This is a genomic window from Microbacterium sp. GW821-FHT01D02, assembly GCF_059422585.1.
Genome location: NZ_JBWKXB010000001.1, coordinates 1,067,317 through 1,079,864, shown reverse-complemented (window position 1 = coordinate 1,079,864; position 12,548 = coordinate 1,067,317). Strand labels below are relative to the sequence as shown.

The window sequence follows — 12,548 nt, the reverse complement described above, 5'->3', positions numbered from 1 at the left end:
AATGACCGTCACCCACCACGTCCGTGTGCACCGCAGCGACGAGAACCTCGCCCGGGAAGACCAGCTCGCCTGGAAGATCGCCGAGGTCGCCGCCGACGGGGTCGAGGTCGAGCAGGACGTCGTCGACATGATCATCAACCGCATCATCGACAACGCGTCGGTGGCTGCGGCCTCCCTCACCCGCGGTCCCATCAACGCGGCCCGCGCGCAGGCGTTCAGCCACCCCGTCTCGACCGGCGGCGTCGGCGCGAACCTCTTCGGTGCGGCGCTCGACCACCGCACCAGCCCGGAGTGGGCGGCCTGGGCGAACGGCGTGGCCGTGCGCGAGCTCGACTACCACGACACGTTCCTCGCCGCCGAGTACTCGCACCCGGGCGACAACATCCCGCCGATCCTCGCCGTGGCGCAGCACACGGGCAAGGACGGTCGGGCGCTGGTCCGCGGCATCGCCACCGGCTACGAGATCCAGATGGACCTGGTGCGCGCGATCTGCCTGCACAAGCACAAGATCGACCACGTCGCCCACCTCGGCCCGTCGGCCGCCGCCGGCATCGGCACCCTCCTCGGCCTCGACGTCGAGACCATCTACCAGGCCGTCGGCCAGGGACTGCACACGACCACCGCCACGCGCCAGAGCCGCAAGGGCGAGATCTCGACCTGGAAGGCGCACGCTCCGGCGTTCGCGGGCAAGATGGCCGTCGAGGCAGTCGACCGGGCGATGCGCGGGCAGACCAGCCCGGCCCCGATCTACGAAGGCGAAGACGGCGTGATCGCCTGGATGCTCGACGGCAAGGACGCGGCCTACGACGTGCCGCTGCCCGCTGCGGGCGAGCCCAAGCGCGCGATCCTCGACTCGTACACGAAGGAGCACTCGGCCGAGTATCAGGCGCAGGCGCTCATCGACCTCGCCCGCAAGCTCGGGCTCGAGAACCCGGCGCTGCGCGACCCCGCGAACATCGATCAGATCGTCATCCACACCAGCCACCACACGCACAACGTGATCGGCTCGGGCGCGAACGACCCGCAGAAGTACGACCCGACCGCGTCGCGCGAGACGCTGGACCACTCGGTGCCCTACATCTTCGCGGTGGCGCTGCAGGACGGCGGCTGGCACCACGTCGACTCCTACACGCCCGAGCGTGCGGGCCGCGCCGACACCGTCGCGCTGTGGCACAAGATCACCACGGCGGAGGATGCCGAGTGGACGCGCCGCTACCACTCGGAGGACCCCGCCGAGAAGGCGTTCGGCGGTCGCGTCGAGATCCGCCTGACCGACGGCTCGACCGTGGTCGACGAGATCGCCGTCGCCGACGCGCACCCGCTCGGAGCCCGTCCGTTCGCCCGCGAGAACTACATCGCGAAGTTCCGTCTGCTGGCGGAGCCCGTGCTCGAGCCCGCCGAGATCGAGCGGTTCCTCGCCCTCGTGCAGCGCCTGCCCGAGCTCACGGCCGCCGAGGTCGGCGAGCTGTCGATCGTCGCGAAGCCCGGGCTGCTCGAGGCCGCTCCGGCGCCGGCGGGACTGTTCTGATGCTGTACTCCACCGTCACCCCCGCCGAGAAGCGCCGGCTGTTCCGTGAGCGCCTCGCGAGCGGCGAGCTGCTGCGCTTCCCCGGCGCGTTCAACCCGCTGAGCGCGCGCCTGATCGAGCAGAAGGGCTTCGACGGCGTCTACATCTCCGGCGCCGTGCTCTCGGCCGACCTGGGGCTGCCCGACATCGGCCTCACCACGCTCACGGAGGTCGCCGGTCGGGCGAAGCAGATCGCCCGCATGACCGACCTCCCCGCGATCGTCGACGCCGACACCGGCTTCGGCGAGCCGATGAACGTCGCCCGCACGATCCAGGAGCTCGAGGATGCGGGGCTCGCGGGCACGCACATCGAGGACCAGATCAACCCGAAGCGCTGCGGTCACCTCGACGGCAAGGCGGTCGTCGACGAGAACACCGCGATCAAGCGCATCCGCGCCGCCGCCGACGCCCGTCGTGACGAGAACTTCCTCATCATGGCGCGTACCGACATCCGCGCGATCGAGGGGCTGGACGCGGCGATCGACCGTGCCAAGGCGCTGGTGGACGCCGGGGCCGACGCGATCTTCCCGGAGGCCATGCGCACACTGGCCGAGTTCGAGGCCATGGCCGAGGCGCTCGACGTGCCGATCCTGGCGAACATGACCGAGTTCGGCAAGAGCGAGCTGTTCTCCACGGACCAGCTGCGCGATGCCGGCGTGAACCTCGTCATCTGGCCGGTCTCGCTGCTGCGCATCTCGATGGGCGCGGCGGGCCGCGCGCTCGATACGCTGAACGACGAGGGGCACCTGACCTCGAAGCTCGGCGAGATGCAGCACCGCGCCGATCTCTACGACCTGATCGACTACGAGTCGTACAACCACTTCGACTCCGGCGTCTTCAACTTCACCATCACGAAGGAGTGACCATGACCGAGCCGGACATCAAGAAGGGCCTCGCGGGAGTCGTCGTCGACACGACGGCGATCTCGAAGGTCAACCCCGAGACGAACAGCCTGCTGTACCGCGGCTACCCGGTGCAGGAGCTCGCGGCCACGCAGCCGTTCGAGGCGGTCGCGTACCTGCTCTGGAACGGCGAGCTGCCGACGCCGGAGGAGCTGGCGGCCTTCCGGGTCACCGAGCGCGCGAACCGCGCCCTCGCGCCGGTCGTCAAGGACGCGATCGACCGGCTGCCGTTGGACTCCCACCCGATGGACGAGGTGCGGACCGCCGTGAGCGTGATCGGTGCGATCGAGACCGCCGGCATCGCCAACGTCCTCGACGCGGTCGGCACGCCGGAGGAGAACCTCCAGCGCAGCCTCACCCTGTTCGCCGCGCTTCCGGCGATCGTGGCGTACGGTCAGCGCCGGCGTCGCGGACTCGAGCCGGTCGAGTCGCGCGACGACCTCGACTACGCGGCGAACTTCCTCTGGATCACGTTCGGCGAGGAGCCGGACCCGGTCGTGGTGGACGCGTTCAACCGCTCGATGATCCTCTACGCGGAGCACTCGTTCAACGCCTCGACCTTCACGGCGCGTGTGATCACATCGACGTTGAGCGACCTGTACTCGGCGGTCGTCGGGGCGATCGGCGCCCTCAAGGGGCCCCTGCACGGCGGGGCGAACGAGGCCGTCATGCACATCTTCGACGAGATCGGCTCGGCCGACCGGGTGGAGGGATGGCTCGACAAGGCGCTCGCCGAGAAGCGCAAGATCATGGGGTTCGGCCACCGCGTCTACAAGCGCGGCGACTCCCGCGTGCCGACGATGAAGGCCGCTCTCGACTCCCTCGTCGCGCACTACGACAAGCCGGCCGTCGCCGAGCTGTACGAGAAGCTGGAGGGCGAGTTCGTCGCCCGCAAGTCCATCTACCCGAACCTCGACTATCCGTCCGGACCGGCGTACAACCTGATCGGCTTCGACACGCTGACGTTCACGCCGCTCTTCGTCGCGGCGCGCATCACGGGGTGGACGGCCCACATCATCGAGCAGCAGGCGTCGAACGCGCTGATCCGTCCGCTGTCGGCCTACGACGGACCGGACGAGAGGCACATCGAGGAGTACGTGCCCGACACGGCGGCGATCGACGTGCTCGAGCGTCCGGAGGAAGCGGCCGGCTGAGGCCACCGCGAGCCGCCGTCGCCCGACGACGGAAAGGCCCCGACACCTCTGCGTGTCGGGGCCTTTCGCGTTCCCGGATCCGCGGGCGATAGCGTGACGGCGGTCCGCGGTCAACCCGGTGCGGCGGGTCCATGCGGAGGAGTAAGACAGATGCCGGGGCGATCCCGCCCGCCGACGAAGGAGGGTCCATGTCCGCATCCGACGCCGCCGTCAAGGAGGTCAAGTCGCTCGTCCCCGCACGCATGGACCGGCTGCCCTGGTCGCGGTTCCACTGGCTGATCGTCGTCGGGCTCGGCTTCTCGTGGATCCTCGACGGCCTCGAAGTGCAGATCGTCGCCGCGAACGGATACGCCGCGACTCTCGGGATGGGCCCGGCCGAGGTGGGACTCGCCGGTACGTGCTATCTGCTCGGGCAGGTCTTCGGCGCGCTGGTGTTCGGACGGCTCACCGATCGCCTCGGACGCAAGAAGCTGTTCCTCGTCTCCCTGGTGGTCTACCTGGTCGGATCCGCCGTCGCCGGTCTCGCCTTCGCGCCCTGGTTCTTCTACATCTGGCGATTCGTCGCGGGTGCCGGCATCGGCGGCGAGTACGCGGCCATCAACTCGGCCATCGACGAGATCATCCCGGCGAAGTACCGCGGGCGCGTCGACATCGCGATCAACGGCACGTACTGGGGCGGCGCGGCACTCGGTGCGGTGGCGAACGTGTTCTTCCTGAACACCGACATCCTCCCGGAGGACGTCGGCTGGCGTCTCAGCTTCTTCCTCGGTCCGGTGCTCGGCCTCCTCCTCATCTGGCTGCGCCGGCACATCCCGGAGAGCCCGCGGTGGCAGATGACCCACGGTCGGGAAGAGGCCGCGGAACGCAACGTGGACCAGATCGAGGAGCGCATCCGCCAGGAGGGCAAGACGATCCCGCCGGTCGATGAGAGCAAGGCGATCACGGTCAAGGAGTACGGCCGGGTGCCGTTCCTGCTCATCGCCAAGGTGCTGTTCCGCAAGTACCCGCGGCGCACCCTCGTCGGCATCACGATGATGGTGACGCAGTCGTTCCTCTACAACGCGATCTTCTTCACCTACGCGCTCGTGCTCGAGAACTTCTACGACACCCCGCCGGCCTCCGCGTCGCAGTACTTCATCGTCTTCGCCGTGGGCAACCTCGCCGGGGCGCTCATCCTCGGGCACTTCTTCGACACCTGGGGTCGCCGGCGGATGCTCTTCGGCACGTACATGCTCGCCGGCCTCATCCTCCTGGTCAGCGCCTTCCTTTTCAACGCGGGCGTGCTGAACGCGGCGACGCACACGGCATTCTGGTGCGCCTCGTTCTTCTTCGCCTCCGCCGGAGCCTCGGCGGCGTACCTGACGGTCAGCGAGATCTTCCCCCTGGAGCTGCGCAGCCAGGTCATCTCCTACATCTTCTCGATCGGGCAGCTGGTCGGTGCGATCGCGCCGGTGCTCTACGGCGCTCTCATCGGTCAGAGCGCCGAGAGCGGTGACCGCGGACCGCTGTTCTGGGGCTACGTGCTCGGCGCGGCGATCATGATGTTCGGTGGCATCGTCTGCGGGATCTTCGGGGTCAGTGCCGCGGGGAAGTCGCTGGAGGACATCGCGGATCCGCTCTCCCTGGTGGAACCGGCGGAGAAGGGCGTCTCGCCCGACAGCGGGAAGAGCTCGTAGCGCCGTGACGACGTGGAACGTGCCCGTCAGGCTTCGTGTGGGTGCCGGACGCCTTGACCGCATCGATCGTCGCTTCGACGCCTGCACCTTCACGCCTCTGTTCGCGGCGCGGGTGACCGAGAGGACGGCGGACGTGATCGAGCAGGCCGGCGCACTTTCTTCGATTTAATGGAATAACAGTCGCGCGCTGACTAGTATTTCGGTGATCGCCGTCCACGGCGTTCCACGACCATGGAGGATCTGCGCCACATGAAGAACAGAGGGACAGCGCGACGCCCCTTGGCTATCGCCGCCGCCGTGACCATCGCTCTCTCAGGGCTCTTCATCGCGGCGCCGGCGTTCGCCGACGACTCCGCAGGACCGTCTTCGGATCCGGTGGCGACGACGTCGGAGACCGCCGAGCCCGCAGCGCCCGCCGAGGGAGAGTCGTCGGACGCTCCCGAGGTGACGAGCTCGGAAGACACCGGCCCGGCAGAGACCGCCGACGAGCAGCTCGTCGCCGCTGCCGCGGTCGCGGCCCCGCTGATCACCTTTCCCGCGAACGGCCAGACGATCACGGCGCCCGTCACCCAGATCAGCGGAACAGGTCTCCCGAACGCCGGCATCGTCGTCGAGGACGGTGAAGGTACCGAGCTCGGCACGACCGTCGTCGACGCCTCAGGCGACTGGACCGTCACGGGAATCGACCTCGGCTACGGCGCGCACAGCATCGTCGTCACGCAGGCCGACGACGTGGAGACCTCGTCGGCAGCGACGTCGGCCTTCTCTGTCGTTCCGGCGGCTCCCGTCGTGACGTCGATCGCGGACGGTCAGGTCTTCCCCTACGACCAGACCCCATTGAACGTCTCCGGCACGGGCATCGAGGGCGCCACGGTGAACGTCAGGATCGATGGTCGCGGTAACGACCTTCGCTTCGCGGTGACGGTCGTGGACGGCGAATGGCTGGTCGACTTCGGTGGCCTCAGCTATGGGGGAGTCTTCACGATCGAAGCGAACCAGGTCGTCGACGGGGTCGCCTCCGCCACGACCACGCTGTATTTCGTGAGCGTCCCTGAGCCCGTCGACGGCGGGGGCGATGACGACGGCGGCGCAGCTGCACCGGGTGATGAAGAGGAACTCGCCGCGACCGGTCTCGACTCGTTCGCGCCGCTTGCCGGCGTTGCCTCCGCGCTCGCGCTGCTGACCGCGGGTCTCGTCCTCGCGACGCGTGGTCGGCGGAGGGCCGAGGCCTGACCCGCGAACGCTGACGTGAAGAAGCCCGGTATCTGCGGATACCGGGCTTCTTCACGTTCGGACGCGATCCGCGCGATTCGACAGAGACCGTTCAGGCGAGTTCGATCACCGACCACGACAGCGGCGGAAGCGTCGCGCGCACCGCGCCGTCGACGACCTCGGCCGCTGCGAGCGGCACCATGTGCACGGCATCCTGCGTGGTCTCGAGGTTCGAGGTATGGCGGTCGCCACCCTCCGGGATCGTCAGCGTCTCTGCCTTCACGACGCGAAGACCGGTGAGGCCGCGCAGTTCGACGGTCAGGTCGCTCTCCTCATCGAGTGAGCGGTTGGCGACGAAGACCACGAGCCGCCCGGTGGCCTCGTCCCAGGTGGCGGCGGCGTCGACGGCATCGACCCCGCCGTAGCGCTTGGTCTCGATCTGCGGGGCCGACACCGCGAGCCGCAGGATGCGGCCCTTCGCGAGACGCGCCATGCGCTCGAACGGCCAGAAGCTGGTCTGGCGCCAGGCGGCCCCGCCCTCCTCCGAGCGGATCGGGGCGATCACGTTCACGAGCTGCGCCTGGTTGGCGATCTTCACTCGATCGCCGTGGCGCAGCAGGCTGTTGAGGAGGGTGCCGACGACGACGGCATCCGTCACCGAGTAGGTGTCCTCGATGAGTCGCGGATGCTGCCGCCAGCCCGCCTTCTCGATCTCGCCGGCCTCGACGTCGTTGTACTTCACCTGGTCCCATACGTTCCACTCGTCGAACGAGATGTCGACCTGCTTCGTGTGCTTGCCGGACGCCTTGACGGCATCGATCGTCGCGATGACGCCCTCGATGAACGCATCCATGTCGACGGACTCGGCGAGGAACGACTCGGCGTCGCCGTCGTGCTCCTGGTAGTAGGCGTGCATGGAGATGAAGTCGACCTCGTCGTAGGCGTGCGTGAGCACCGTGTGCTCCCACGTGCCGAAGGTCGGCATCGAGCGACCGGAGGAGCCCACCGCCACGAGCTCGATCGAGGGGTCGATCAGCCGCATCGCCTTCGCCGACTCCTGCGCGAGGCGGCCGTACTCGGTCGCCGTCTTCCCGCCGATCTGCCACGGGCCGTCCAGCTCGTTGCCCAGGCACCACAGCTTGATGTCGAAGGGCTGCTCGGCGCCGTTCTTCCGCCGCAGGTCCGACCAGTACGTGCCGCCGGGGTGGTTGGCGTACTCGACGAGGGCACGCGCCTCCTCGACGCCACGGGTGCCGAGGTTGACCGCCTCCATGACCTCGACGTCGGCCTCCCGCGCCCAGTCCATGAACTCGTGCAGGCCGAACGCGTTCGTCTCGATCGTGTGCCAGGCGCCGTCGATCCGGACGGGCCGATCCTCGGCGGGGCCGACCCCGTCCTCCCAGCGGTAGCCGGACACGAAGTTGCCGCCGGGGTAGCGGACGACCGTCGGTCCCATCTCCTTCACCAGGGCCAGCACGTCCTGCCGGAATCCGCGCGCGTCGGCCTGGGGGTGGCCGGGCTCGTAGATGCCGGTGTAGACGCAGCGGCCCATGTGCTCGACGAACGAGCCGAAGAGTCTTCGGGGGACGTCGCCGATCGTGAAGTCGCGGTCGATGGTGATGCGGGCCTGGGACATTGCTCTCCTTGTGAGTGGCCGGGGAAGGGATCGGATGCCGTCGTGGCGGCTACTGGCCGCCGAAGCCGCTCGTCGCGACTCCCTTGACGATCTGCTTCTGGAAGATGAGGAACACGACGATGAGCGGCAGCGCCGCGAGCACGGCCTGCGCCATGACCTGCGCGTACTGCACGCCGTAGGCGCTGATCACGGTCTGCAGGCCGACCGGCAGCGTCATCAGCGTCGTGTCGTTGATGACGAGGAACGGCCAGAGGAAGTTGTTCCACGCGGCGATGAAGACGAAGATCCCGACGGACGCCATGATCGGGCGGGACAGCGGCAGGACGATGGACCAGAAGATGCGCAACCGGCTGGCGCCGTCGACCCGGGCGGCGTCTTCGAGCTCGATGGGGATCGCGTCGAAGAACCGCTTCAGGATGAACACCATCGCAGGGGCGACCACCTGCGGCAGGATCAGGCCCCAGTACGTGTCGATCAGGTTGAACGCGAGCATCTCGTAGAACAGCGGGATGATCAGCACCTGCGGCGGCACGACGATCGAGGCGATGATCACCACGAACAGCCACTTCCGACCGGTGAAGTCCAGCCGCGAGAAGGCGTAGGCGGCCAGCGCCGAGATCGTCAGCGTGATCAGCGTGATGGCGACGGAGGTCCAGAGGCTGTTGAACGCCCAGGTGTAGACGTTGCCCTGCGAGAGGATCGCCGTGAACGCCTCGATGGTCGGACCGGAGGCGCCGATCCAGCCCGGGTCGCCGGACGCGGCATCCGTCTCGGTCTTGAACGCGGTCGCCACGGCCCAGAGGAACGGCAGCAGCCAGCCGATCGCGAGCAGCAGCAGGACGAGGAACGCGGCGATGCGGAGCGGTCCGAACGGCTTCTGGCCGGGCAGGTGCGGGCGCCGAGGGCGTCGCTTGCCGGCCGTGGTGATCGATTCGGTTCGGGTGGCGACGGCGTCGGCGGTGACGGTGGACATCAGAACTGCTCCTTCCGGCGGCGCGTGATCAGGGCCTGCGCGATGCCCAGGATGACGATGAGGGCGAAGAACACATAGGAGATGGCGGCCGAGTAGCCGAACCGGTAGCTGACGAAGCCGGCCTCGTAGATGTACTGCACGATCGAGCGGGTGGTGTCGCTCGCGACCCCGCCGAGCATCTGGTACGCCTGGTCGAACAGCTTCAGGGAGGCGAGGATCTGCAGGATCAGGATCAGGACGGTCGCCGGTCCCAGCTGGGGGAGCGTGATCGACCAGAACTGCCGCCAGGCTCCCGCCCCGTCGAGAGACGCGGCCTCGTACTGCTGCGGCGGGATGTTCTGCATCGCGGCCAGGTACAGCAGGAAGTTGAAGCCGACGGTCCACCACACGGTCGCGATCACGATCGACAGCATGTTCGTGTCGGGGTTCTGCAGCCAGGCGATCGGCTCGAGCCCGAAGAACTCGAGGATGTTGTTCGCGGCGCCCACCTGCGGGTTGAAGATCCAGACCCAGATCTGCGAGATCACGGTCGAGGCGAGCAGGAACGGCATGAAGAACGACAGCCGCCACAGCCACTGGCCGGGGATGCCGCGGTCGACGAGGGCGGCCATGACCAGCGCGATCACGACCAGCGGAACGGTGGAGAGCAGCGTGAACCACACGGTGTTCCCCATCGACTGCCACATCTTCGGGTCGGTCAGCGCCTCGGCGTAGTTGGCGAAGCCGATGAACGCGCCACCCGCCCCGGTGAGCGACTGATCGGTGAAGCTGAGGATGATGCCGTGCACGATGGGCCAGGCGAGGAACAGGACGAACGCGATCAGGAACGGGGCGAGGAACGCCCAGCTGATGAGCTGCTCGCGGTTGCGGGCACCTGCTCTGCGCGCGGGTGTCGCGGCACGCGAACCCGTGACGATCGCGCGGGTGGAGGTCGTGGCGGTCGTCATGATGCGAACGTCCCTTCGGGATCTGCGGGGTTCGGCTGTCGGAGCAGGGTGTTGACCCGCGCCTCGAACCGGTCGATCGCCGCGGCGGGGTCGTCGCCCGAGAGCAGGACGCCCTGCACGGCGGCGCCGAACTCGCCCTGGAAGTTCGAGCCGGAGCCGGTGAACCACGCGGTCGGGTCGTACACGACGTGCTGGGCCGCTTCGGCGTAGTGCGCCTGCGGAACGAGGTCGGCGTACGCGGGAGACTCCGTGACGGGAAGGAACGCGGGGATGTGACCGGCCTCCGCCCAGCCGAACGATCCCTTCAGCATGTCGGCGACGAAGGCGTAGGTGAGGTCGCGCCGGACCGGATCCGCCTTCGTCTGGTGCGGGAGCACGAACGAGTGCGAATCGGCGTAGACGGCCGGTGTGCCGTACAGCGTGGGGATCATCGTGGCGTCGAAGGGCAGCTTCGCGGCCTGCATGGTGCGCAGCTCCCACACCCCGGTGAAGAGCATGCCGCTCTTGCCGGTGGCGAACTCGGCGATCGCGCTGCCGTAGTCGGCCTGGGCGAGGGCGATCTCCCCGTCGAGGAGCGTGCGCATGAGCGTCAGCGACTCGACGGCCACGTCCTTGTCGATCGCCGCGGGCCCGCCGGGCGGCAGCTCGATGGCGGCGCCGTGCTGCGAGTAGAACGTGTAGAACAGGCGCCACATCTGCGCCCCGTCGCCGAGGTAGCCGTAGGACAGCGCGTGCCCCTCCGCCTGGCCGCCGACCGCGCGCAGCTGGTCGAGGAACTCCTCGGGGGAGGAGGTCTCCTCGAGCCGACCGTCGCTGTCGAGGACCCCGGCCGCGTCGCAGATGTCGGTGTTGAACATCATCACGAACGGATGGGCGTCGAGGGCGATGCTGTACATGCCGTCGCCGACGAAGCCCTTTTCCCAGATCGGCTTCGGGAAGGTCGAGCTGTCGATGCCGAGGGACGCGAGCCGGTCCACGTCCCACGGGTCGAGGAGGCCGCCCGGCGCCCAGCCGACCGTGCGGGTGGCGTGCATGATCGCGACGTCGGGCGCACGGCCTCCGGCGCCGGCCATCGCGAGCTTCGTGTAGTACGGCGTGCCCCAGGCGAGAACCGTGGGGCGGATCCGGAAGGCGCTCTGCGCACCGTTCACCTCGTCGAGGAGCTGCGACATCGTCACGCCGTCGCCGCCGCTGAGCAGGTGCCAGAACTGCAGGGTCTGGGGGCCGGAGCCAGGGGCGGCACCCGGGGCGCAGCCCGCGAGCAGGGCCGTGCCCGCGGCGACCGAGGCGGCAGCCAGGAACTGCCTTCGAGACAGATCGAGTGGGGGCGTCATCGTCACTCCTTCGTGACCGGTGGGTGGACGCCTCATCATTACATCGATGTAATCGGGTGCGCAAGGATCGATTCTCCGCCCGCCCGACGGCCGTGCGTCAGGGGCGGTAGCCGGAGGGGCGGCCGTCGGTGCTGGCGCGCTCCAGGAGGTGATGCGAGAGCGTGAGGGCCCGCGGCGGCGCGCTGCGGTCGCCCATCCGCGTCTCCAGCAGCCCCAGGGCGGCGACGGCGAACGCCTGGCGGTCGAACGCCACCGAGGTCAGGGCCGGCGCGGTGTACTTCGAGAACTCCACGTCGTCGAACCCGGTGACGATCACGTCGTCCGGCACCCGGATGCCGTGCTCGTGCAGCGTGTGCAGTGCGCCGAGCGCCAGCGAGTCGGTGAAGGCCACGATCGCGTCGAACTCCACCCGACGGGCGAGCAGCGCCCGCGCCGCTTCCGCGCCCCCCGACATCGACCAGGGCAGGCGGTTCACCTCGAGGGCGGGGTCGCGGGCGATCCCGGCCGCGCGCAGTGCGTCGTGCACGCCCTCCAGCCGGAGCCGGCTCGTGGCGGTCGCGATCGAGGCGTCGTCGTCGGCGCCGATCACCGCGACCCGGCGCGCCCCGCGGGAGAGCACGTGCCGCGTGGCATCCGCGGCCGCGAGCCGGCTGTCGATGCGCACGTGGTCGGCGCGGTTCTGCTCGACCTCGCCGATCACGACCACGGGCGGGAGGCGGTCGGCGTAGCGGATCACGCTGTCCTCGAGGCGGATGGGGTTGAGGATGAGCCCGTCCACCAGGTGGGCCCTGGCGCGGGAGACGAGCTCCTTCTCGCGTTCGGGCTCGGTCGCGGTCTCCTCGATCTGCACGGCCAGGCCCCGCTCGTGCGCCGCCTCGACGATGCGGTGCAGCAGCTCGGCCGAGAACGCCGTGGTCAGGTCGGGCAGGGCGACCGCGATGATGCCCGATCGGCCGTTGCGCAGTCCGCGCGCGCTGAGGTTGGGTACGAAGTCGAGCTGCACCATCGCGGCTTCGACCTTGAGCCGGGTCTCCTCGCGCACCGGGATGGTTCCCGTCACGACGTTCGAGACCGTCTTGGGAGAGACTCCGGCCAGGGCGGCGACGTCCTTCATCGTCGCGCGGGGCGGCGTCGGCGCTGTCATCCG

At 68.9% G+C, this 12,548-nt stretch carries 11 protein-coding genes; 6 read left to right on the top strand and 5 right to left on the bottom strand.

The genetic code is table 11. The features are described from left to right. The first annotated feature begins 1 nt into the window (after position 1). The 6 genes from AC07VM_RS05290 (at position 2) to AC07VM_RS05265 (ending at position 6,532) form a co-directional block, all read left to right on the top strand. Positions 2-1,528 (top strand): MmgE/PrpD family protein, encoded by a 1,527-nt coding sequence (locus tag AC07VM_RS05290; RefSeq protein WP_494910258.1) that lies wholly within the window; start codon positions 2-4, stop codon positions 1,526-1,528. Next, positions 1,528-2,430, top strand: coding sequence for a methylisocitrate lyase (prpB, locus tag AC07VM_RS05285; protein WP_267416117.1), 903 nt, complete (start codon positions 1,528-1,530; stop codon positions 2,428-2,430). The genes AC07VM_RS05290 and prpB overlap by 1 nt, the downstream gene beginning before the upstream one ends. Positions 2,431-2,432: 2 nt before the next feature. After that, positions 2,433-3,623 (top strand): bifunctional 2-methylcitrate synthase/citrate synthase, encoded by a 1,191-nt coding sequence (locus AC07VM_RS05280; RefSeq protein ID WP_494910257.1) that lies wholly within the window; start codon positions 2,433-2,435, stop codon positions 3,621-3,623. Positions 3,624-3,811: 188 nt separating this feature from the next. Beyond that, positions 3,812-5,299: an MFS transporter gene (locus AC07VM_RS05275; RefSeq protein WP_267416115.1), complete on the top strand. Its 1,488-nt coding sequence runs from the start codon at positions 3,812-3,814 to the stop codon at positions 5,297-5,299. 4 nt (positions 5,300-5,303) lie between these two features. Next, positions 5,304-5,468, top strand: coding sequence for a hypothetical protein (locus tag AC07VM_RS05270; RefSeq protein WP_494910256.1), 165 nt, complete (start codon positions 5,304-5,306; stop codon positions 5,466-5,468). Positions 5,469-5,596: 128 nt separating this feature from the next. After that, positions 5,597-6,532, top strand: a complete 936-nt coding sequence (locus AC07VM_RS05265) for an Ig-like domain-containing protein (protein ID WP_494910255.1) — start codon at positions 5,597-5,599, stop codon at positions 6,530-6,532. A 91-nt stretch (positions 6,533-6,623) separates the two neighbouring features. On the opposite strand, the gene arfA is transcribed toward AC07VM_RS05265, so the two are convergent. From arfA to AC07VM_RS05240, 5 genes are all read right to left on the bottom strand, one after another. Continuing rightward, a complete protein-coding gene (arfA, locus tag AC07VM_RS05260; RefSeq protein ID WP_494910254.1) occupies positions 6,624-8,147 on the bottom strand; it encodes an arabinosylfuranosidase ArfA in 1,524 nt (507 codons plus the stop codon). Positions 8,148-8,196: 49 nt separating this feature from the next. Beyond that, on the bottom strand, positions 8,197-9,120 hold the full coding sequence (locus AC07VM_RS05255) for a carbohydrate ABC transporter permease (RefSeq protein WP_494910253.1): 924 nt from the start codon (positions 9,118-9,120) through the stop codon (positions 8,197-8,199). Continuing rightward, the gene (locus AC07VM_RS05250; protein WP_267416112.1) at positions 9,120-10,067 is read right to left on the bottom strand and encodes a carbohydrate ABC transporter permease; all 948 of its coding nucleotides are present in this window, start codon (positions 10,065-10,067) and stop codon (positions 9,120-9,122) included. Before AC07VM_RS05250 ends, AC07VM_RS05255 begins: the two co-directional genes overlap by 1 nt. Continuing rightward, positions 10,064-11,401, bottom strand: a complete 1,338-nt coding sequence (locus AC07VM_RS05245) for an extracellular solute-binding protein (protein ID WP_494910252.1) — start codon at positions 11,399-11,401, stop codon at positions 10,064-10,066. The genes AC07VM_RS05250 and AC07VM_RS05245 overlap by 4 nt, the downstream gene beginning before the upstream one ends. A gap of 97 nt (positions 11,402-11,498) precedes the next feature. Then, positions 11,499-12,545: a LacI family DNA-binding transcriptional regulator gene (locus AC07VM_RS05240; RefSeq protein ID WP_267416110.1), complete on the bottom strand. Its 1,047-nt coding sequence runs from the start codon at positions 12,543-12,545 to the stop codon at positions 11,499-11,501. Positions 12,546-12,548 lie beyond the last annotated feature (3 nt).

Coding starts and splice junctions, on each gene's coding strand:
- AC07VM_RS05255 (WP_494910253.1), bottom strand. CDS start 9,120: ATGTCCACCGTCACCGCCGACGCCGTCGCCACCCGAACCGAATCGATC.
- prpB (WP_267416117.1), top strand. CDS start 1,528: ATGCTGTACTCCACCGTCACCCCCGCCGAGAAGCGCCGGCTGTTCCGT.
- AC07VM_RS05240 (WP_267416110.1), bottom strand. CDS start 12,545: ATGACAGCGCCGACGCCGCCCCGCGCGACGATGAAGGACGTCGCCGCC.
- AC07VM_RS05245 (WP_494910252.1), bottom strand. CDS start 11,401: ATGACGCCCCCACTCGATCTGTCTCGAAGGCAGTTCCTGGCTGCCGCC.
- AC07VM_RS05250 (WP_267416112.1), bottom strand. CDS start 10,067: ATGACGACCGCCACGACCTCCACCCGCGCGATCGTCACGGGTTCGCGT.
- arfA (WP_494910254.1), bottom strand. CDS start 8,147: ATGTCCCAGGCCCGCATCACCATCGACCGCGACTTCACGATCGGCGAC.
- AC07VM_RS05275 (WP_267416115.1), top strand. CDS start 3,812: ATGTCCGCATCCGACGCCGCCGTCAAGGAGGTCAAGTCGCTCGTCCCC.
- AC07VM_RS05280 (WP_494910257.1), top strand. CDS start 2,433: ATGACCGAGCCGGACATCAAGAAGGGCCTCGCGGGAGTCGTCGTCGAC.
- AC07VM_RS05290 (WP_494910258.1), top strand. CDS start 2: ATGACCGTCACCCACCACGTCCGTGTGCACCGCAGCGACGAGAACCTC.